General features: G+C 70.9%; 9 protein-coding genes. 8 read left to right on the forward strand and 1 reads right to left on the reverse strand.

Annotated features, from left to right (window positions below):
• Positions 1-46: 46 nt before the first annotated feature.
• The gene (locus ADL29_RS28880; protein WP_245689680.1) at positions 47-1,651 is read right to left on the reverse strand and encodes an AfsR/SARP family transcriptional regulator; all 1,605 of its coding nucleotides are present in this window, start codon (positions 1,649-1,651) and stop codon (positions 47-49) included.
• 354 nt (positions 1,652-2,005) lie between these two features.
• Here ADL29_RS28880 and ADL29_RS28885 point away from each other — a divergent pair, with 354 nt between their 5' ends.
• From ADL29_RS28885 to ADL29_RS28915, 8 genes are all read left to right on the forward strand, one after another.
• Positions 2,006-2,515, forward strand: a complete 510-nt coding sequence (locus ADL29_RS28885; protein WP_046925110.1) for a hypothetical protein — start codon at positions 2,006-2,008, stop codon at positions 2,513-2,515.
• 333 nt (positions 2,516-2,848) lie between these two features.
• Positions 2,849-3,787 (forward strand): alpha/beta hydrolase, encoded by a 939-nt coding sequence (locus ADL29_RS28890; protein WP_053926535.1) that lies wholly within the window; start codon positions 2,849-2,851, stop codon positions 3,785-3,787.
• A 317-nt stretch (positions 3,788-4,104) separates the two neighbouring features.
• Positions 4,105-4,317: a hypothetical protein gene (locus ADL29_RS43735; protein ID WP_157878599.1), complete on the forward strand. Its 213-nt coding sequence runs from the start codon at positions 4,105-4,107 to the stop codon at positions 4,315-4,317.
• Positions 4,314-9,497: a type I polyketide synthase gene (locus ADL29_RS28895; RefSeq protein WP_078971366.1), complete on the forward strand. Its 5,184-nt coding sequence runs from the start codon at positions 4,314-4,316 to the stop codon at positions 9,495-9,497. The genes ADL29_RS43735 and ADL29_RS28895 overlap by 4 nt, the downstream gene beginning before the upstream one ends.
• Positions 9,494-12,781, forward strand: coding sequence for a type I polyketide synthase (locus ADL29_RS28900; RefSeq protein WP_053926510.1), 3,288 nt, complete (start codon positions 9,494-9,496; stop codon positions 12,779-12,781). Before ADL29_RS28895 ends, ADL29_RS28900 begins: the two co-directional genes overlap by 4 nt.
• Positions 12,778-20,889, forward strand: coding sequence for a hybrid non-ribosomal peptide synthetase/type I polyketide synthase (locus tag ADL29_RS28905; protein ID WP_053926511.1), 8,112 nt, complete (start codon positions 12,778-12,780; stop codon positions 20,887-20,889). The genes ADL29_RS28900 and ADL29_RS28905 overlap by 4 nt, the downstream gene beginning before the upstream one ends.
• Positions 20,890-20,971: 82 nt before the next feature.
• Entirely contained in the window at positions 20,972-21,529 is a 558-nt protein-coding gene (locus ADL29_RS28910; protein ID WP_053926512.1) for a carboxymuconolactone decarboxylase family protein, read from the forward strand.
• Positions 21,530-21,551: 22 nt separating this feature from the next.
• Positions 21,552-22,508: a hypothetical protein gene (locus tag ADL29_RS28915; RefSeq protein WP_157878600.1), complete on the forward strand. Its 957-nt coding sequence runs from the start codon at positions 21,552-21,554 to the stop codon at positions 22,506-22,508.
• The last annotated feature ends 78 nt before the right edge of the window (positions 22,509-22,586 follow it).

Consider the following 22,586-nt stretch of genomic DNA (forward strand, 5'->3'; position numbering starts at 1 on the left):
CGATCTTCACACCAGACAGGTGCCGACAGCCAGCACGAGCACGACATCACCCGCCCACGCCACCCCCGCGACCAGCATGTTCAGGATGAACACAACTCAATGACCACTCCGGGTGCGCCATCAGCCGGGCCGCGGCGATCCGCAGCGCCAGCGGCAGCCGGTCGCAGCGCTCGACGAGCTCCCGGGCTGCCCCTGAGTCCGCCTCGACACGCTGCCGCCCCAGTGCGTTGCCCAGCAACTGCAGAGCTTCCTCCGAGGTGAGAGGCCCCACCCTCACCAGTGCGGCGCCGTCCCGCACCACCAGTCCGCTCAGCCGCCGTCGGCTGGTCACCACCGCCAGACAGCCCGGCGTCACGGGCAGGAGGGGGCGCACCTGGTCGGGGGTGCCGGCGTTGTCCAGCAGAACGAGCAGCCGCCGGCCGGCGAGCAGGGAACGGTAGAGCGCGGCCGCCTCCGTCACCGACTCGGGGATCTCCGCTTCCGGGACGTCCAGGGCCCGCAGAAACGCCGTCAGTACGGTGCCGGGCCGCATCGGGGGCCGCTCGAACCCGCGCAGGTCCGCGAAGAGCTGTCCGTCGGGGAACTCTGCCTTGCGGCGGTGCGCCCACTGCACCGCGAGGGTGGTCTTGCCGGTCCCGCCCGCGCCGGCGAGCACCACGCACGCCGGCTGCGGCACCCGCTCGAGATGCTGGTCCAGCAGCGTAAGTTCCCGGTCGCGGCCGCAGAAGTCCACTACCACAGGGGGAAGTTGGGCGATTCTGGGTGGGGGACCCAGCCGCTGGGAGCGTCCGTATGGAGCGACGTACGGAGCAATGTACGGTCCGGCACCCGGCCCCGGGGGCGTCGGCTCCCCATGGGGCCGTGGGGCCGGCGGTCCCGCATACGCCGGTGCGGCCGGTGCCGGCCGCCGCGCCGCGGACTTCGGGCGGCCGGAGGCGGTCGGCGCGGGGCTGTGGCTGCCGCCGAGGACCGCCAGGTAGGCCTCGCTGAGTGCCGGGCCGGGGTCGATGCCCAGCTGGTCCTTCAGGTGGCGGCGGACCCGGTGGTAGTGGTCAAGGGCCTCGGCCTGCCGACCGCTCGCCTGCAGGGCCCGCATCAGCAGCGCGGCAAGCTCCTCGTGCAGCGGATGCTCCACGATCCACCCGGTCAACTCCGTGACCACGTCTCCGTACCGGCCGAGCAGCATCAGCCGTCTGCCGAGCTCCTGCAGCGCGGCCAGCCGCCCCTGCGACAGGCCGAGGCCCAACGTCCGGCGCACCCGCTCACCGGGCACATCCGCAAGCGCCTCGCCCCGCCACAGCCCCAGGGCCTGACGCAGCATCGCAACGGCCGCCCAGGGCTCGGCGTCCCGGGCTCCTACGACCAGGCTCCGGAAGCGGTGCACGTCCACCGAGCCAGGATCGGCGAGCAGTACGTACCCCTGCCCCCGAGTGGCCAGTTCGGCCTGGCCCGCCAACAGCTGCCGCAGCCGGTGTACATGGTTGTGGACCACGCCCCGTGCCCGGGCCGGCGGATCCCCGTCCCACGCCAGGTCGATCAGCCGGTTCATCGGGACGGCCTGGTTGACCTCGCTGATCAACACCGCGGCCACGGTACGTATGCGGCCCACCCCCAGAGCCAGTGGCAGGCCCTGGTCAGTCTCGATCGCCACCGGCCCTAGGAGCCGCAACTGAACCATCGTGCCCTCTCGTGCATACCGCCGAACGGGGCGCGCTGTGAACGCCCTTGCCCAATAAAGACCATAAATCCAGACCGGAGGGTGACAGCCCCCGCTGTCGTATCGCTATGCGGACACGTCCGGTGTGTTCGCACGCAGCCGGAACGGGGCGGACGGGGGCAATGGCGGCCCAGCGGTCGGCAATGGGCCGCATGAGCGCGATGTGAGCCATTCATGAGCGGCACGGCCGAGTCTGGTGTCCGTGCCGGAGCTGCGGCTCTTCCGCAGCTCCGGGCCGCTCTCCGTTCCTGCGGAGAGGACGAAGCCCCCCATTGATCGAGGAGAAGCATGTCCACTTCGGGTGTCCTGAGGAAGAGTGTGGTAGCGGTGGCCCTGGGTGCCGCGCTCACCGTTGCGGGTGCCGCCTTCCCGGCAACCGCGATGGCCGCTCCCGCAGCTGCCACGGCGGCGGCGGGCGATTCGCCGGTCGACGTCGGTGCCAACGCCAACCTGAACTTCAACGTCGACGTGCTCGGCATCGCCAACAAGATAGAGGCGTCGATCAAGACGGCCCAGAACCGCGAAGGCTTCGTCAAGAACCTGGAGGAATCCGCGTTCTACGCCGCCGGCGGCCAGTACAACGTCATGGTCATGAACCTCAGCCAGGGTTACGAGGACCACTTCAACGGTGTGAAGGCCTACGGCTCCGCCACCTACGACGGCGTCATCTACGGGATCTGGGTCTTCGAGGACGGCGAGTTCACGAACCTCGGTGACGGCGGATACATCAACTGGGCCTTCCGCGGCTGGTTCGACCGCCCGAACAACGGCGGCTACGTGAAGTTCTCCCGCCCGTGACCCCTCAGCGGCCCCACTGACCGGCCACAGACGGCCGGGGACGGCCCCGCGGTACCCCTGGCGGACCGTCCCCGGTCCGGGGCGCCCTCGATCACTCCCCCCGGAGGGCGCCCCACCACGGCCACCTTCTGTCGCCTTCTGTCACCTTCTGTGGTGCGTTTTTGGTCGCGGCGGGGCGCCGACGTCCAGCAGGGCGCCGACGTCGGCCGGGGCGACGCGCCGGTCATGCGGGGACGGAGGGCGGAGAGGGCGGGTGGCGCGACAGCTGAGTGACGCAGCTCACCAGGAAACGGTGACAGGGTGTTGTCGCCGACAGCTGCGACCGTCGACGGCATGACGATCACCGATGAGGACTGCCTCGCCGAGACCCTGGCATTCAACGAGCACTTCGAAGCTACTGCCGCAAGCCGTCCAACCCGCGAGCAGGCGCCGGACGCCACCGCGCTGGCGCGTCTGCGGCGCAACCGCCTCGGTGGCCACACGCCACCAGTGAGACTGGCGCACGGCCAAGACCGCGTCGTTGCAGGTGGAGTGAGAGTCCGGGCGTTCGTGCCAGACCACGTCGACGGCGTGTACCTGCACATACACGGGGGTGGCTGGGCGTTCGGTTCTGCGGGCGGGCAGGACGAGAAGCTGTGGCAGCTTGCCGTGCAGGCACGGCTGGCCGTCGTGAGCGTGGACTACCGCCTGGCGCCGGAGCATCCGTTCCCCGCCGGGCCCGACGACTGCGAAGCAGCCGCCCGGTGGCTGGTGGACCATGCCGCAGCCGAGTTCGGCACCCAACGGCTGCTGATCGGCGGCGAATCAGCCGGCGCCCACCTGAGTGTCGTGACGCTGCTGCGCCTTCGCGACCGGCACGGCATCACCGGCGCCTTCCGGGCGGCTCACCTGCTCTTCGGCCCGTACGACCTGTCGATGACACCGAGCCAGCGGTCGTTCGGCTCCAAGCGTCTGCTGAGTAATACCGACTCGCTGCGGGGCAGCTACGAGCTGTTCACACCCGGGATGGGGGCGGAGCAGCGCCGTGACCCGCAGGTCTCGCCGCTCTTCGCGGAGTTGGCCGGCATGCCGCCCGCCCGGATCGTCGTCGGTACCGAGGATCCGCTGCTGGACGACTCACTGTTTCTGGCCCAACGGTGGCAGGCGGCGGGTGCGCCCGTGCAGCTCGGCGTCGTCGCCGGCGCGATGCACGGCTTCACCCTGTTCCCGCTGACCGTCACCGAGCGGGAACTGCGGCGTGAGCGGGAGTTCCTGGCCACCGTGGGGCGGTAGCGTCGGTCTCGGGAACCGCACTGCTGCCTCCTTCCGGAAGACGGCTGCGGCTGATGTGCCGGGCGGCACGCCACGCCGGTCATATGTGACGTAGGTCACCACCGCTGGGTGGCGGGCGGTGTTCCGACGGCCTGTGCGGAGACGTCCGCGCAGGCCGCGGGTTCGGCCGGGGTGGCTCGAGGCGCTTGTCGCCGCGGAAGGCCGGCGCAACTCCATCTCGGTGACTGAAGGGATTCATGCCGACATCACCCCCCGCCGCCAAGTCGCTGATAACGTCAACCACGTTGACGATCATCGGGGGATAGGAAGTCTTCAACATGCCTGATGGGCTTCTGCATCAGTGCGCGATCGACTCGCTGTCGGACGGCGTTCCTTCTTGTGCCGAGGTGGCCCGGTCCACCTGCGACCTGCCGTCGGGGGCGAGTGCACCGGCCCGTGACCCGGTGCGCACCTCTCGCGGCCCCTCCGACGCGCACCTGCGCCGCACACAGGGGGCGGCGGTCGAGGCCGGCGTGGGGCGGTCCGCATGACAGGCCGCCCAGGGGATGGCACCCGAACGGCGTGGGCGGTCGCGGATGTTGCGGACTGGATCGTTGCGCATCTCTGCGAGGAGCTGGACTTATCGGCGGCGGAGGTGGACCGGGACGCGACCTTTTCCTCGCTCGGTCTCAGTTCCCAGGCCGCTGCGGTCATGGTTGGCCGCCTGGGGACGCATCTCGACCGCGATCTCCCGGTGGCCGTGCTGTGGGCATTCCCCACGGTGAACGGGCTTGCCGCCGCGGCGGTGTCTGCGGACCACGACACCGTTGTGCCAGGTGGACGGCGCCCCGTCGGTGCGGCGCTGGGTGAGCCGTTGGCCATCGTGTCCATGGCGGCGCGGCTTCCGGGCGCCGACTGTGTCGCACAGCTGTGGGAGCTGGTCCTCGCCGGTGAGGAGGCGATCGGCCCGCCCCCGCCGGGACGGTACGCAGACAATCGGGGCATGATGCCCGACGCGGGCTATCTGCGGCAGGGGCTGGAGGAGTTCGATCACCGCTTCTTCCACCTCACCCCGCGCGAGACGGCAGCGCTCGACCCGGTGCAGCGGCTCTTCCTGGAGGTGTGCTGGGAGGCGATCGAGGCGTCGTCGCTGCCGCGTACGGGGCTGCAGGGCAGCGCGACCGGTGTCTACGTCGGCAGCATCTGGAACGAGCGCGGTGCGGCATCGCGACCGGGGCAGTACACGATGCACACGGCGACCGGTTCGAGTCTGTCGATGGTCGCGAACCGGATCTCCTATCTCTACGACCTGCACGGGCCGTCGGTCACGCTGGACTCAGCCTGCTCGTCATCCCTGGTGGCCGTGCACATGGCCGCCCAGGCACTGCGTCTCGGCGAGATCGACGCTGCCGTCGTGGGCGGCGTCAACCTCCTGCAGTCGGCGGAGACCATGGCCGACCTCACGGCCTTCGGCGGGCTCGCACCCGATGGGCGCAGCAAGGCGTTCGCGGCCCAGGCCGACGGCTTCGGCCGCGGCGAGGGTGCCGTCGCCCTGGTCCTCAAACGGCTCGCCGATGCCGAGCGGGACGGTGACCACATCTGGTGCCTGCTCCACGGGACCGCGGTCAACAACGACGGGCACACCAACGGGCTGACCGCTCCCAGCCCCAGCGCGCAGCAGGCCGTCATACGGAACGCGCACGCGCGCGGCGGAACCGATCCCGCGCGGGTACGGTTCGTCGAGACGCACGGCACCGGGACGCCCTTGGGCGACCCGATCGAGGCGACAGCCCTGGCCGGTGCGCTCCGGGGCGCCGCGACGCCGGTCCAGCTCGGCACGCTCAAGGCCAACATCGGTCATCTCGAAGGCGCCGCGGGTGTGGCGGGGCTCGTCAAGGCGGCCCTGGTCATGCACCACGGCATCGTCCCGCCGTGCGTCCTGTCCGGCGAGACCAACCCACACATCGACCTGGATGCACTGAACCTCGCCCTCGCCTCCGCACCCGTCGAGCTGCCGTGTGACGAGCCATTCCTCGGCGGAGTGAGCAGCTTCGGCTGGGGTGGCACCAATGCGCATGTGGTCGTCGGGCCGTATGCCGCGGAGCGTGCTGCCGCGGAGACGGTCACCGGTGAGGGCGATGCCGACCGTGGCCCGAACTCCGTCCGTTCCGCGTTCGTCTTCTCGCCCTTCGGCGGCCAGTGGACCGGCATGGGCCGCGACCTGCTGCGGTCCGACCCGGAGTTCCGCGCCGCGGTCACCGCATGCGACCGCGGCTCGGCGCCGGTGCTCGGCCTCTCGGTCCTGGAGCTGATCGCCTCCGGCGCCGACCTCGAACCGTATGGCGTTGCCGTGGCCCAGTCGGCGGTCTACGCGATCCAGGTCGGCCTGGCCCGGAGCCTGGCGGACCGCGGCGTACGGCCCGCAGTGGTCGTCGGGCACTCGCTCGGCGAGATCGCCGGGGCCGTCGCGGCCGATGCGCTCACCGCGTACGAGGGCGGCCGGATCGTGGCCCACTACGCGGCGGCGCAGCAGCGGCTGACCGGCCATGGCGGCGGCATGGCCGTCGTAGCGCTCCCGGCCGACGAGCTCGTGCCGTACCTCGAAACGCGGCCCGAAGTAGTCGTGGCCGGTATCAGTTCGGTGAGATCGACCAACCTGTCCGGCCCTGCCCACGAGCTGGATGAGCTCCTCTCGGTCCTGACCGGGGAGGGCCACAAGGCCAGTCGGATCAATGTCGGTCTGGCCGCGCACAGTCCGGCCATCGACGACATACACGATGAACTGGTCGCGGCGCTCGGGGAGATCGACCAGTATCCGCCCGCACTCCCGATGGTCTCGGCCCTCGACGGCCGGGTGATGGCCGACGGCGCTTTCACCGCCGCTTACTTCGCGACGGCCCTGCGCGAGCCGGTCGACTTCGCCGCCGCCCTGGCGCATCCGTCGATGAGCGCCCTGGATGCGGTGGTCGAGATCAACGCCCACCCCATCCTGGGCAGCGCGCTGTACGACGGGTACGGCGACCGCGTACGCATCCTGGCGGCATACTCCCGGTCCGGCGGACGTCTCTCCGAGGTCGCCGCCGTATGCGGGACGGACGCGCCACCGGCCAGGGAAACGCTGCTGACGCTGAGTGGCCACACTTCGGCAGCGCTGGCCCAGCGCTGCCGTGAGGTGGCGGAGTGGTGGCCCGAGGACCGGCCGCCCGCTGTCCTCGCCCCTGCGCTGGCGGGGCTGGCCACACTTCCGCACAAGGTGAGCGTCGTCGCAGCCGATCGGCAGGAGGCGGTGGAGCGGTTACGCGAACGCGCGGACGGTGGCGCCGCCGGTGCCGCGCCCGCAGTCGGCCCGGGCGGCCGTACGGTGTTCGTCTTCCCCGGCCAGGGCGGGCAGTGGCAGGGCATGGGCCGGGACCTGTACGGCCGCGAGCCCGTGTTCGCTCGGCACCTGCGCCGCTGTGACCTGGCGTTCCGTCAGGCATGCGGTATGCAGATCCTGCCCCTGCTGCTGGAGGCCGGCGACGACGATACGTTCACCAACGTCGCGACCGCCCAGCCGCTGCTGTTCTCGGTGCAGGTGGCGCTGGCACGGACGCTGGAGCATTACGGTGCCGCCCCGGACGCGGTCGTCGGCCACAGTATGGGGGAGGCGGCGGCCGCGCACCTCGCCGGCGCCCTGTCGCTGCGCGACGCCGCCGCGGTCATCGGACGCCGCTCCCGGCTGATGGCTGACCTGACCGGTGCCGGTGCGATGCTGGCCACCGAACTCACCCTCGAAGAAGCAGAGTGGGAGTGCTCGGGCAATCCTGCGGTGTCGGTTGCGGTCAGCAACTCGGCGCGCTCGACAGTGCTTTCCGGCGCCGCGACCGACATCGAACGGATCGCGCGGGAGCTGACCGAGCGCGGTGTGTTCAACCGGCCCGTACGCGTCCAAGTCGCCTCGCACAGCCCGCAGATGGACCCGGTCCTGCCGTCGCTGACCGCGGCCATCGCGGATATCGAGCCGGCCGCGGGCAGGCTGCCGTTCTACTCGACGGTACTGGGCCGGGTGGCCGACGGGCCCGAACTGGACGCCGGTTACTGGGCCAGGAACCTCCGCGACCCCGTGCTGTTCGCGGCCGCGACGGCCCGGCTGCTCGACGACGGATTCACCCGCTTCGTCGAGATCAGCCCGCACATCGTGCTCGGCCCGGCCATCGAGGAGACCGCCGCGAGGCGGGACGTCCTGGTGGTCCCGGTGCTGCGCAAGCAGCAGCCGGAGTGGCCGACGCTGCTGGCCGCGCTCGGCCGGCTCTGCGACGCCGGTGTCCCGGTCGACCACGCCGCCTTGAATCCGGCAGGTCGTGCCGGGCCGCTGCCGCTGCCGTACCCGTGGCAGCGGGTGTCTTCTCCGGTCCTGGCGGGCGCGGCGAGCCGTGCGGACACCGACCCGATCGGCGTACGGACGCAGCTGCCGCACGACCCCGCGCTGGCAGTGCATGCCGGCCGGCTGGACACGGCGACCTGGTCGCTCGGCGACCATGTGATCGATGGCCGGGTCGTGGTATCCGCTGCCGCATTCGCAGCCGCCGCCGCGCAGGTGGCAGGGCCTGTCCTGGGAGCCGGCCCGGTGACCGTACGGAACCTCGGGCTGCCGGCATCGCTCGAGGTGGTCGGCGAGGGCGTGGCACTGCAGACCACGGTGCGGGAAGCCGGGGCGACGGCCGTCGTCGAATTCTTCGGCAGGGACGGTGAGAGCTGGGTGCGGGTGGGGACCGCCACGGTCGAGCGGGCGGACCACGACGCACCGTCCCTCACGCGGGTCCGCGGGAACGGGATCCCCTCGGAGGAGCTGTACAAGAGCTTCGCCGAGCGGGGGCCGCTCTTCGGCCCGCAATACCGGCGCATCCGCCGACTCGATGTCGCAGAGACCGGCGCGACTGCGGAGATCGGCTGGGACCCGCGGCATGCCGATCCTCATCTCCCCTGCGATCCACGCCTGTTGGACGCCGCCCTGCAGGTCGCCGTGGCGCCCCTGCTGACCGGGCCGTGCCCCGTGGCCGCCGGGCGGACCGTGCTGACCACCGCCGTCCGTGAGGTGTCCGTGTTGTCCCGGCCGGGTCCTGATCCGCAGGTGGTGGCGACGGTCGCGCCCGGCCGGAGGGCCGACATCTTCCTCGCGGATGCCGACCTGCTGGGTGACGACGGCCAACCCGCCCTGCGCGTCCGGGGCGTCGAAATCCGCCAGTTCGCGAGGGCGGAACCGACGACGCCCGGTACGGCCGGCGGCGATGTCCAGGCCGGGTTGGCCGAGGAGCTGCAGACGCTTCCCGCCGCCGAGCGCACCGCCCGCATGGCAGAGGTGGTACGCACCGTCGTCGGGGAGGTTGCGGGCCTGCCGGCTGCTCAGGTGGACCCGGCCGAGCCCTTCCGCAGCATCGGACTCAACTCGATCATGGGGCTGGAGCTGCGCAACCGCCTGGAGCGCCTGATCGGCCTGACACTGTCCTCGACCGTGGTGTGGAACCACCCCACCGCGGAGGCCCTCGCCACCGAGCTCGCCGGCCGGCTGGCGCCCACCGGGACAGATGAGCCGGACGGGCCGGACCGGTCGCAGCGGCCCGTACGGCAGTCCCTACCTCTTTACACCACACATCTGGACGTCCCGGCCGCCGGTGCGAGCACGGGCGAGAGCGACCTCGACGTCCTGCAACGAGAACTGGCAGAACTGGAAGCGATAGCGGGGGAGCTATGACGCTGAACGGAGAGCAGAACGGGGAGTCCGACAGAGCGGTCCGTACCGCTCTGAAAGCTGTCAGGGGCCTGAGGGCCAAGGTCGAGGAGCTGACGCGGGCGCGGCGGGAACCCATCGCGCTCGTCGGCATCGGAGTGCGGCTGCCCGGCGGCATCACGACGCCCGCGGACCTGCACGGGGCGTTGGCCAAGGGCGTGGATGCGATCGGCGAGGTCGGTTCGGCTCGCTGGAACCACGAGGAGTTCTACGACCCGGACCCCGACGCCGTCGGGCGCACACACATGCGGCACGCCGGCCTGATCGACGGCGTGGACACCTTCGACGCCGCCTTCTTCGGGATCTCGCCCCGCGAGGCCGCCCATGTCGACCCCCAGCAGCGCCTCCTGCTGGAGGTTGCCTGGGAAGCCTTCGAGGACGCCGGAATACCCGCCGACCGGCTTGCCGGTTCGCGAGCCGGTGTCTATGTCGGTGCCAATGCCAGTGACTACCTCACCATGCAACTGGCACGGCCGGAGACCGTCGACCTGTACACCGTCGTCGGCGGGACCAACTGCATCATCGCCAACAGACTCAGTTACCAGCTCGACCTGCGCGGCCCCAGCCTGTCCGTCGACACGGCCTGCTCGTCCTCGCTCGTCGCGGTGCATCTGGCCGTACAGGCGCTGCGCTCCGGCGAATGCGACGCGGCGGTCGCGGCCGGAGTCAACCTCCTGCTGTCGCCGGCCAGTACGGTGGCCCACTCCAAGGGGCTGCCGCTGTCCCCCGACGGGCGGTGCAAGACCTTCGACGCCGCCGCGGACGGCTATGTGCGCGGCGAGGGCGTGCTCGCCGTCGTCCTCAAGCGGCTGTCCGACGCGATCGCCGGCCAGGACCGCATCTACGCGACCATCCGCGGCTCGGCGGTCAACCAGGACGGCCGGTCCAACGGGCTCACGGCTCCCAGCGGACGCGCGCAGCAGGACTGCATCACGGCGGCGCTGCAGAACGCCGGAGCCGGCGCGTCGCAGGTGAGTCTGGTGGAGGCACACGGCACCGGCACCAGCCTCGGCGACCCGATCGAGGTGGAAGCACTCGCACAGATCTACGGCGCGGAGCCCGGACCGATCTGCCACCTGGGCTCCCTCAAGACCAACATGGGCCACCTCGAGGCCGCGGCCGGTATCGCGGGACTGGTGAAGGCCGCGCTCGCTGTGCACCATCGTGCGGTCTACCCCTCGCTGCACCTGGAAACGGTCAACCCGCACCTGCAGACCGACGGCACCCGGCTGGGCTTCGCCCATGGCGAGGTGAAGCCCTGGGACGCCGAAGACGAGCAGCGGCTCGCGGCCGTCTCCGCGTTCGGCGCGGGCGGGACGAACGCACACGTCGTCATCGGACCCGCGCCTGAGCCCACGCCTCTGCCGGTCGAGGGGGCCGGTGCTCCGCACGATGCCAAGGAGGACGGTGAGGCACTCGACGAGGCACCGCTGACCCTTCGCATATCGGCCGCGACACCTACCGCCCTGGCGGAGCTCGCGGGCCGGTATGCGGACGTGCTCGACGGGACCGCCCCCGCACACGTCCGTGCCGTCGCCGCCGCGGCCGACCACCGCAGGACCGTGCTGACCAGCCGGCTGGCGGCCTCCGCCGCCTCACCGGCGGAGCTGGTCACGCTGCTGCGCGAGGCGGCCGCGGGTGCACCGGGACCGGCCGCCGCGGTCGGCTCCGCCAAGGCCACGGGGGGTACGGTCTTCGTCTTCCCGGGGCAGGGCCCGCACTGGGTCGGCATGACGGCCCGGCTTCGGGCGACGAGCCCCGCGTTCGCCGAGGCCGTCCGCGAGGTCGATCAGGCCATGCGTCCCGTGCTGGGACGGAGTGTGCTCGACCTGATCGAGCACGGTGACGAAGGACAACTCCCCACCCGGTACGTCCAGCCCGCACTGTTCACGATCTCCGTCGGACTGGTCGCGATGTGGCGCGCTGCCGGGGTGCGGCCCGATGCCGTCATCGGACACAGCATGGGCGAGGTGGCGGCGGCATACGTCGCAGGAGCCTTGTCGTTGCCGGACGCGGTGACGGTGATCTGCGAGCGCTCGCGACTGCTGGCACGTATCGCGGGACAGGGCCGGATGCTCGTCGTGGCAGTCGGACACGAGCAGGCACAGAAGCTGTGCGAGGGCTACGACGACATCTGCGTCGCCGTCATCAACTCGCCGCACTCCACCGTCCTTTCGGGAGCGCCGAGGTCATTGGAGCGTGTCGCCGCCGCGCTCATGAAGGACAAGGTGTTCAGCAGGTTCGTCGCCGTGGACGTCGCCTCGCACAGTCCACAGATCGACGCGCTGCGGACGGAGCTGCTGGACGCGCTCGACGGCATCCGGCCGGCCGCGCCGCAGCTGGAGCTGGTGTCCACGGTGACCGGGGCGAGCCTGACGGAGTCGGCCGCTCCCGACTACTGGTACGCCAACATGCGCGAACCCGTGCGCTTCGCCGAGGGCATCCGGACTCTGCTCGCCGCCGGTCACGACACCTTCGTCGAGATGTCGCCGCACCCGACGCTGGTCGACGCGCTCGACGGGCTGTGTACCGAGGCCGGGGGCTCGGCGGCCTCGGCCACTTGGTCTCTCCACCGTGACCTGCCGGACGATGTCGCGGTGGAGCGGGCCTTCGGATTCATGTACACCCACCGCCGCCGTGGCCCCTGGCCGCACCGCAGCAACGAAGAGCAGGATCGCGTGGTCCCCATGCTCGCCCTGCCGGCGTACCCCTTCGCGCGTGTGCGCCACTGGTTCACCAAGGATCAGTGGGCGAATCCGTGGACCGGCCGCGCGGCGGACACCGACACCGTGACGGTGGCAGCCTCGGACGGCCCGGACATCCCACAGCCCGAGTCCGCCACGAACTGGACGGCGACACAGGTCACCTCGACCGTCGTCGAGGCGGTGGCCGAGACCCTCCGGGTGGCCCCCGGCGCACTCGATCCCGACGCGGGTTTCTTCGCCCTCGGGATGGACTCCCTGCTCGCCACGCGGGCCAGGAACCGCCTGGCCAGGACCTTCGGGCTGACCCTGCCCACCCGCGTGATGTTCGAGCACCCCACTGCCACGGAGCTCGCCGCGTACCTCGTCTCCGTGGTGTGTCCCGACCGGCAGGCCCGCGAGCACGCGGTAAACGTCCCGGCGGGCCGCGCCCCGGACGGGCCGCTGTCCGCAGTGGCCTCTGAACTCACCGACGACGGCCTCATCGAAGCGCTCGAATCCGCGCTCGAGCGAACCCACCAGCCGACACCCGGGGGACGGTCATGACCACTCACCTTCCGGATGACGCCCGCAAGCTCATGCAGTCTGCGCTGGAGCGGATCAAGTCCCTGACCACGGAGAGGGACGCGCTGCGCGCCGAGACCACCGAACCGATCGCCGTCGTCGGCATGGGAGCTCGGATGCCCGGCGGAGCCGACGACACCGCGGCACTGTGGGAGCTGCTGTCCGACGGCCGGGACGCGGTGGCGCCGTACCCGTCCGCACGGCTGGCCGACGTCCCCGGCGGCTTCCCGGCCGGCGTGCCGTCGGGCGGTTTCCTGGAGTCGGTCGACGGCTTCGACGCCGGGTTCTTCGGAGTCTCCGCGCGCGAGGCGAGTTACCTCGACCCGCAGCAGCGGCTGCTGCTGGAAGTCTCCTGGGAGGCGCTGGAGAACGCCGGTGCCCGGCCCGCAAGCCTGAAGGGCAGCCGCGTCGGCGTGTACGTCGGGGTAACCAACAACGACTACATGCAGTCGCTGCTGACCGATGTGGCGCCGGAGGACCTGGAGGCCTACGCCCTGACGGGCAACGCGTCGACGTTCGCCGCGGGCCGGATCGCGTACTGGCTGGGGGTGCACGGCCCCGGCCTTTCCGTGGACACCGCGTGCTCCTCGTCCCTGGTCGCGGTCCATCTCGCCGCGCAGGCACTGCGCAGCCGGGACGCCGACCTGGCGCTGGCCGGCGGCGTCAACGTCCTGCTCTCGCCGGAGTGGTACACCGTGCTCGGCAAGGCGAACATGCTGTCGCCGGACGCCCACTGCAAGACCTTCGACGCCTCGGCCGACGGGTACGTCCGCTCCGAGGGGTGCGGCGTCGTCGTCCTCAAGCGCCTGTCGGACGCAAAGGTCGACGGGGACCGCATTCTCGGGGTCATCCGTGGCAGCGCCGTCAATCAGGACGGCCGTGCCAGTGGCGTCACCGTGCCCAACGCCACGGCGCAACGGGATGTCGTGCGTACCGCGCTGGCCGCGTCCGGACTGGCGGCCGAGGACATCGATTACGTGGAGGCACACGGCACCGGTACGGCACTCGGCGACCCGGTCGAGGTGCACGCGCTGGCCGATGTGCTGTGTCCGCAGAGCCGGGCCACTCCGTTGGTCGTCGGGTCGGTGAAGACCAACCTCGGCCACCTCGAACCGGCCGCGGGGATTGCCGGGCTCATCAAGGTCCTGCTCAGCCTCCACCACGACCTGATCCCGAGCCATCGTGGGCTGTCGGAGGTCAACCCCGAGATCGACCTGGACGCATGGAAGATCGCCGTACCGGTCGAGGGCCGGCCGTGGGCGCGAGGAGAGCGCATACGGCGCGCCGGCATCAGCTCGTTCGGAGCGAGCGGCACGAATGCGCATGTCATCGTCGAGGAGGCGCCGGAGCCGGTGGCGGACGAACTGCTGCGGCACGACACAGGACCGTGCGTTCTGCCACTGTCGGCCCGTACCGCCGAGGGCGTGGTCGAGCTGGCCCGGCAGTACCTGACGCGGCTCGGCGCCAAGGGGACTGTGCCCGATGCGGCCCTGGCGGACCTGGCATACACGGCCGGCGTGGCACGTGACCACTGGCCGGTCAGGTACGCCGCGGTCGCCTCGACCACGGCGACGATGCGGGCCGAGCTGCGGCGGGTGGCCGACGGGGAGGTCGCGCCGGTGACCGGAGCGGCGGGGCGGCCGCGCAGCCGTACTGCCTTTCTGTTCACGGGGCAGGGCTCGCAGTACGCCGGTATGGGCGCCGACCTGTTCGAGTCCTCGCCCACGTTCCGCGAGAGTCTGCAGCACTGCGCGTCGCTGGTCGACGGCCTTCTGGACCGGCCGTTGCTGGATGTCATGTTCGCCTCGGACGACCCTGCCCTCCATGACACCCGCTACACACAGCCCGCGCTGGTGGCGCTGGAATGGTCGCTGGCGCAGATGTGGCGTGGCCTGGGCGTCGAGCCCGATGTCGTCGTCGGGCACAGCGTGGGCGAGATCGCCGCGGCCGCGGTGGCCGGGGTCCTGGACATCGCCGACGCCCTCGCGGTGGCGGCCGCCCGCGGCCGGCTGATGCAGGAGCTGACCGAACCGGGCGCGATGGCCGCGGTGTTCGCGCCGGTCGAGGTGGTGCGCGGGCTGCTCGTGGGGCAGGACCGGGTCGGCCTGGCCGCCGTCAACGGGCCGGAGCACACGGTGATTTCGGGTCACCCCGACGACGTACACCGTGTCCTGGACCAGGCGACCGCACAGGGGGTGCGCAGCAAGCGACTGCCGGCCGGCCGGGCCTTCCACTCGCCGCTGATGCGGCCGATGCTCAGCGCATTCGAGCGGGAGCTGGCCGGGGTCACCTTCGCCGCGCCGTCCGTGCCGCTGGTGTCCGCACTGACGGCGGAGGAGGTGGGCCCGCAGACGTGGAACGCGGCGTACCTCCTGGAGCACGCGCTGCAGCCGGTCGACTTCTTCGGTGCCATGACAACCGTCCTGGACAACGGAGTCGACCACGTCCTGGAGCTGGGTCCGCAACCGACGCTGCTGGCGACGGCGCGCAGGTTCGTGCCCGAGGAACAGCGGTCCGGGCTCTGGGGCGCGTCGCTGCGGCCGGGACGTCCCGACCGCGAGGTCTTCGCGGCCACCGTGGCCGAGGCGTACACCGCAGGGCTGGACATCGACTGGATGGAGCTGTGGTCGGGGCGGGCCGCTGCGATCACGGACGCCCCGACGTATCCGTTCCAGCGGTCGCGGCATTGGTACGAGCCGAGCCGCCGCACCGGTACGGGCCACGGCACCGACCCGGGCCACGGCGCCGGCGGCGCGGTCGCTCAGCGGCCGGACGCCGGCGCGCCCCGGCTGAGTTCGGCCTCGCTCCTCGGTCTGCGCGTGCCCACGCCAGGCTCGGGCGCGGCCTTCCTGACGACGCTGGACAGCACCGCCGACCCGGCACTGGCCGACTGCGTGATCGGGGGCGAACCCCTCGTCAACGTGGGGTTCTTCCTCGAAGCCGCGGTACAGGCGGCCCAGGCCGTGAGCGAGTGGGACACCGTCGGCCTGACCGACGTCACGGTGCTCCAGCGGCTGGCTTACGACGCGGACCGCCGCCCGACGGTCATGCTCACCCTCGAACCGGCGCAGGACGGGACACTGGGCTTCGCGTATCAGTCCGACCCGGCCGATCCGGACCTCGCCTGGCCCCTGCACTGCCGTGGCAGGATCGTCGGATACGAGGCGGATCCGGCGGCGCCCTCCGAGCTGCCCACCGATCTCCCGCATCGCATGACCGGCAGTGAGTTCTACCGCCACATGTGGTCCCGCCGCCTGTATCTCGGCGACGGAGCGAGGTGGGTCGAGGAGGTCGCCTTCGACCGGGACCACGCCTGGGCGCGGGTCCGGGCGGCCGGTGCGGAGGAGGCACGCCGGTACGTCGTGCCCCCGGGGCTGATCGACGCGATGTTCCAGGTCCTCTTCGCGCCCCTGTCCGCGCGTGGCACGACCGACAGCGCCTTCATGGTCGTCGGCATCGATGCGTTCAGCGTACGGCCGGGACTGCCGGCCGGTCCGCTGCAGGTACGACTGCGGATGCGGCAGGGCGCGGCGGACGCGCACACGATCGTGGCCGATGTTTCTCTGCTCGACGAGTCCGGCACGTGCTGGGTGTCGGCATCCGGGGTCACGCTCGCGCGGGCCCAGGCGCACGCCCGGGTGAGCGGCCCACCGCGGAGCACACATCCCTGGCAACCGGTGGCGGCGATCGCACCGCCCGAGCGCCCGGCGGCAGTGGCCCTCGACATACCGGATCCCCTGACCGTGGTGACCGAGGCATGCGCGCGGTCGCTGCGCGCCGGGCCGGCCGGGCTCCCGCAGACCGAGCCGGTGCAGAACCTGGGCCTGGACTCGCTGATGGCGCTGGAGATCAAGGACGAGATCGCGGGCCGCTGCGGGGTGGCCGTACCGCTGGCGATGTTCCTCGACGGCGCGAACATCGCCGGGCTCGCGGCATACGTACAGGAGCAGTTGTCCGGCGACAACGCCGACGCCGACCGGTGCCCGGCGCCGCTCTCCGACGACGCGAACGTACCTGACGACGCGAGCACACAAGAAGAGGCACCCGACTGCGCACCTCCGGACCGCTCCACGCGGGGCCTGGACATCGACCTGGCCGACCGGCACGAGCCGTTCGAACTGACCGATCTGCAGCAGGCGTATCTCGTCGGCCGGTCGGAGGGCCTGGAACTGGGGGGCGTCTCGACGTTCTTCTTCATCGAGGTCGATCTGCGCGGGCTCGACTGCGAGCGGCTGGAGTCCGCCGTCAACGCGGCCATCGAACGGCACGGCATGCTGCGCGCGGTGATGACCGACGACGGCAGGCAGCGCGTACTGCCCAAGGTCGAGAGCTACCGGCTCGACCGCCTCGACCTCGGCGCGGTACCGGCCGGGCAGCTGGAGGCGCGCCTGGCCGAACGGTCCGCGGAGCTGTCCGGGCAGGTCTTCGACCCCACCGTGTGGCCGCTGTTCCACCTGGCCGTCACGCACCTGCCCGACGGGGTGACCCGGATGCACGTCGGCATCGACGCCCTCGTCATCGACGCCTGGAGCACGGCGCTGTTCTTCGCCGAACTGGCACAGACGTACCAGGGGCAGCGCGATCCCGCCCCGCTCGACCTGACCTTCCGCGATTACGTCCGGCACCTGCGCGCCCAGGAGTCCGGACCGGAGTACGCAGCGGCGAGGGCGTACTGGACGGACCGGATCGCCGCGCTGCCGCCGGCACCCGAACTGCCGCTGTGCGCAGATCCGGCGGCGATCGGACGGCCCGAGTTCGCGCATCTGAGGGAGACGATCGGCCCGGAGCGGTGGGAGCGTTTCAAGGCCCACGCCGGGGCGGCGGGCATCACGCCCTCGGCAGCCATCGCCGCGGCATACGCCGAGACCATCGCCTGCTGGTCGGTGAATCCGCACTTCACCCTGACCCTGCTGTTCTTCAACCGCACCCCGGTTCACCCTGAAGTCTCGGAAGTTCTCGGCAACTTCTCCACCACGACCCTGCTGGAGGTCGACACGCGCGGGTCGGACGACTTCGCCGCCCGTGGGCAGCGGCTGCAGCGGCAGCTGTGGAGCGACCTGGAGCACAGCGCATTCAGCGGTGTGCAGGTGCTGCGCGAACTGTCCACCCTGCATGGCTCGGCGCGGGCCGGCCGGGCGCCCGTGGTCTTCGCCAGCACGCTCAACTTCTCCTCCGGCGAGGGCCCTGCGTCCAGCGCACTGACCGACCACCTGATCGGACTGACCGGTGAAGGGCACGAAGTGTCCTCGATGATCCGCACGCCTCAGGTGTGGTTGGACCACCAGGTGATCGAGGACGCCGGCGGGCTGCGGCTGAACTGGGATTACGTGACGCAGCTGCTCCCCGAGGCGATGGTCGGGTCCATGTTCGCGAGCTATCGCGGGCTCATCGAGCGGCTCTGCGACGACGAGCACGCCTGGCATCGCGCACCGGAGATCACGCTGGGGGAGCGGGAACTCGCACCGCGCCGGCGGGCCAACGCCACGGCGACCAAGCCGCCGACCGGGCTGCTCCACCACGGTTTCGAGCGGGCCGTCGCACAGCGTCCCGATGCGGTCGCGCTGGTGTGTGGGGAAGCGACGCTCACCTACGCCGAACTCGACAAACGCGCGGGCGCACTGGCACGCCGGATCGCGGCCGGCACCGGCAGGGACCCCGAAGAGCTGATCGCCGTCATGCTGCCCAAGGGGATCGCGCAGGTCGTGGCCGTCCTGGCAGTACTGAAGGCCGGCAAGGCGTATGTGCCGATCGCCGCCGACCTGCCCGCCGAGCGCGCTCGCCGGACGCTGGAGCTGTCCGGAGCGACGCTGACCGTGGCGGACCAGGAGGTCCGCGCGCTGCATCCCTGGCTGAGCACCTGCTCTGTCGTTGACGTGGCGGAGGCGGAGGCGGAGGCGGAGGCGGACCCGGACGGCCCGGCTCCCGGCGCGCCCCTTGCTGCCGCGGCCGAGCCCGACAACATCGCCTATGTCATCTTCACCTCCGGCTCCACCGGGCAGCCCAAGGGCGTGGTGATCGAGCACCGCGCCGCCCTGGGAACTCTTCAGGACGTCGAAGAGCGGTTCGGGATCGGACCCGCGGACCGGGTACTGGGGCTCTCGGCGCTCAACTTCGACCTGTCGGTCTTCGACATCTTCGGCACCCTCGCGGCGGGCGGCACGCTGGTGCTGCCGCGACCGGACCAACTGCGCGATCCCCAGGCGTGGTCCGAGCTGGTACGGCGGCACGACGTCACGGTCTGGAACTCCGTCCCCGCGCTGCTGCAGATGATGGCCGATCATCTGGAGGGCCGGGAGGAGACGGTCCCGTCGCTGCGTACGATCATGCTCAGCGGCGACTGGATACCCACCGACCTGCCCGACCGGGCACGCCGGTGCGCACCCGGCGCACAGGTCCATTCACTCGGCGGCGCCACCGAGGCCGCCATCTGGTCCATCACGTACCCGGTCGGCACCGTGGCCCCCTCCTGGCCGTCGATCCCGTACGGAAAGCCGCTGGGGAACCAGGCCTTTCACGTGCTGGACGAGCGGCTGCGGCACCGGCCCACGCGAGTTCCCGGAGAGCTGTACATCGCCGGTGACGGCCTCGCACGGGGCTACCTGGGCGATCCCGGGAAGACCGCCGCGAGCTTCGTGGATACGGCGTACGGCCGGCTCTATCGCACCGGCGACCTGGGCCGGTATCTGCCGGACGGCACCATCGAGTTCCTGGGCCGCCAGGACGGCCAGGTCAAGATCCAGGGGTACCGGATCGAGCTGGGCGAGATCGAGAGCGTGCTGAGCCGGATGCCCGGCGTCCGCGGGGCGGTTGCCGCAGCGATCGGCGCAGCGATGGAGTCCAAGACGCTGGTGGCCGGTGTCGTACTCGATACGGCGGAGACGCCCCTCGATTCCGTCACCGAGGCCCTGCGAGGACAGCTTCCCGCGTACATGGTCCCGAGCCGGCTCGTCGAGCTGGATGCCGTTCCGATCACCGCCAACGGCAAGGTGGACCGGCGTGCCCTGGAGGACCAATGCCACCGGTACCCACGACAGTTGCCGACCGAACCACCGCGGGACGACACCGAGCGATGTCTGGCCGCCCTGTGGTCGCAGCTGCTCCCGGACGCCCCGGCCGGCAGAGATGACGACTTCTTCGCGCTCGGCGGGAACTCCCTGCTCGGTGTGCGACTGATCTCCCGCATCCGGACCGAACTGGGAACCACCCTCCCGCTCTCGGTGCTGTTCACGCACCCCACCGTCGCGGCCATGGCCGAAGCGGTGCGCGACGGCCGGGCGAGGCGCACGACGCTGGTACCGATGACCTCCGATGGGACCGGCCCCACGTCGTACTGGATCCATCCCGTCGGTGGCGACGTCGTGTGCTACCGCGATCTGGCGCAGGTACTCGGCGTGCCGGTGACCGGCGTCCAGGTGCCCGACGACCTGGCCGCCCCGATTGACCTCGGCCACCTCGCAGACCTGTACGCCGACGCGATCGCGGCCGACGCCACGGGCCGGCACGTGCGGATCGCCGGCTGGTCGATGGGCGGTGTGCTCGCGCTGGAAGTGGCCGAGCGGATGGCGGCGCGCGGGTTCACCGTGGCTCCTGTCGTCGCGATCGACCTGATGGAGCACCCCGACGAGGCTCGGGCCGAGCCGTCCCACGCCCAGCTGTTGGCGTGGTTCGCCCGGGATGTCGCCCACATCGCCGGGGCAGCCGATCCGCTGGCGGGGTACGACCTCGGCAAGGCCGATGCCCCGGAGGCCGTACTGGCCGAACGGCTCCGATCCAGCGGACTGTTGGGCTCCGACACCGACGACGAGACGACCACCGCGCTCCTGTCGCGCTTCGCCGCCAACGCCCGCGCGCTCTCCGCCCACCGGCCGGGCAGCTACGGGGCACCCGTCGTGCTGGTTCGAGCCGCCGACGGTGCCTCCGAGACCGTGACCGCGGCGTGGGCCGCCCATCTGACCGGTCCGGTGGCCGTCCACACCCTCGACGGCGACCACTACTCCGTTCTCCAGGCCGACCGGATCGAGGCGCTCGCCTCAACGGTGCGTGCGGCCTGGGAACTTCGGGCCACCGAGTCACCCAAGACCACCGAGTGACAACCCGTCGCTCGATTCCCACAGTTCGGAAAGCCCGAAAGTTCGAAAGTCCGAAAGTTCGAAATCCAGAAAGGAAACCATCATGACCACGGAGTTCACCCGCCACGACGTCTCCTCGGCCCCGGAGGCCGCACGGCCCATCATGGAGAACACGGTCAAGGGATTCGGCTTCCTCCCCGCACCGGTTGCGCTGATGGCCGAGTCGCCGGAGCTCCTCGAGGGCTTCATGACCGGCAATGGGCTGTTCAACAAGACCACCCTCACCCAGCTGGAGCGTGAGGTCTTCATCCTCACCATGGCGACGACGGTGGAGTGCCACTACTGCGTGGCGATGCACAGCTCCATCCTGACCCGCTCGAAGGCCGACGAGTCACTCATCGAGGCCCTGCGAGCCCGCAAGCCCCTGAACGACCCGAAGCTGGAGGCCATGCGGGTGTTCACCCTCGAAGTCATGGAAGGGCACGGTCACGTCGAGCCGGAGGTGAAGGAGGCGTTCTTCAACGCCGGTTACACCCAGCGGAATGCCCTTGAGGTCGTGCTCGGTCTGGGCGTCTACACCATCTCGACGTACGCGAACCGCATGACCGACGCTCCCGTGGACGAGCCCTTCAAGGCGTTTGAGTGGCACGCCGAGCACTGAACACCGACAGAACCACGGGGGAATGACGAACATGAAACGCGCCGCTCTTCGTTCTCGCTGGTCGCTGGGCCTCGCGTTCAGTGTGGCCACCCTGGTCGGGCTAGCGCCGATCGTCTCAGCGGTTGGCGCCACCTCCTCCGAGCCTTCGGAGGAGGTGGCCGCCGCGGCCGGCCTGCCGACGCTTACGCCGTTCAACAAGGTCGCGCTCGGCAACGGCTCCGTCGAGACTCTCTACGCCGCCGATGATGCCAAGCACCCGAAGGTCCTGGCCGTTCGGGTCAACGCGGCAGCGATGAACTCGCTGCCGACAACGCCGATGCACGACGGCCAGACGTGTTTCGACAAGGCCGGCGACGGCATCAGTCTCGACACGGACTGCGCGAGCGGCCACGAGCGTGACCTCTGGTTCCCCAAACTGAACGGATTGCCGTTCAAGTGGCTGATGTTCAATTGGCAGATCCACGGTCACGGCCCGACGCATGTTTTCGATCAGCCGCATTTCGACTTCCACTTCTTCCTGCAGGATTTCTCGGAGCGCAACAAGATACGGACCGGGTCGTGCAATCTCGTCATCAATTGCGACGACGAGGCGACGGCGAAGAAGACGGTCCCGGCGCCGTACGCACCCGAGGGCTGGGGAATGCCGGGAGCGGCCGGTCGTATGGGAAATCACATCATCGACCCCAATGCGGCCCCGGCCAACGGTGACCCGTTCACCCAGGCGTTCGCCTACGGCACCTGGGACGGTCACATCAGCTTCTGGGAGGCCGTGGTGAACAAGGACTGGGCGGCCCAGACGAAGCCTGCCGAGGCATGCCGGCCGATACCCCAGACGCCGGAGGTGGAGGTGTCCGGGTACTACCCGACGCAGATGTGCACCCGCTACGGCTCGAACGGTGATCTGACGTTCACCTTCGAGAAATTCCTGGCACGCACGGCGCCGGCCGGGGCCGAGGCCCCTGCCTGGCTCCAGCACTGAGGGTTGGGTTCAAGGCTGTGCCCCGTACGCCTCACCAACCGTGAGGCGTACGGGCACAGTGCCTTCGCGGCCGGAGCC

It is taken from the genome of Streptomyces chattanoogensis, from assembly GCF_001294335.1.
Classification (GTDB): domain Bacteria; phylum Actinomycetota; class Actinomycetes; order Streptomycetales; family Streptomycetaceae; genus Streptomyces; species Streptomyces chattanoogensis.

What these genes read in the sequence shown, in the direction of transcription:
- ADL29_RS28910 (WP_053926512.1), top strand. Translation starts at nt 20,972, where the DNA reads ATGACCACGGAGTTCACCCGCCACGACGTCTCCTCGGCCCCGGAGGCC.
- ADL29_RS43735 (WP_157878599.1), top strand. Translation starts at nt 4,105, where the DNA reads ATGCCTGATGGGCTTCTGCATCAGTGCGCGATCGACTCGCTGTCGGAC.
- ADL29_RS28890 (WP_053926535.1), top strand. Translation starts at nt 2,849, where the DNA reads ATGACGATCACCGATGAGGACTGCCTCGCCGAGACCCTGGCATTCAAC.
- ADL29_RS28915 (WP_157878600.1), top strand. Translation starts at nt 21,552, where the DNA reads ATGACGAACATGAAACGCGCCGCTCTTCGTTCTCGCTGGTCGCTGGGC.
- ADL29_RS28905 (WP_053926511.1), top strand. Translation starts at nt 12,778, where the DNA reads ATGACCACTCACCTTCCGGATGACGCCCGCAAGCTCATGCAGTCTGCG.
- ADL29_RS28885 (WP_046925110.1), top strand. Translation starts at nt 2,006, where the DNA reads ATGTCCACTTCGGGTGTCCTGAGGAAGAGTGTGGTAGCGGTGGCCCTG.
- ADL29_RS28895 (WP_078971366.1), top strand. Translation starts at nt 4,314, where the DNA reads ATGACAGGCCGCCCAGGGGATGGCACCCGAACGGCGTGGGCGGTCGCG.
- ADL29_RS28900 (WP_053926510.1), top strand. Translation starts at nt 9,494, where the DNA reads ATGACGCTGAACGGAGAGCAGAACGGGGAGTCCGACAGAGCGGTCCGT.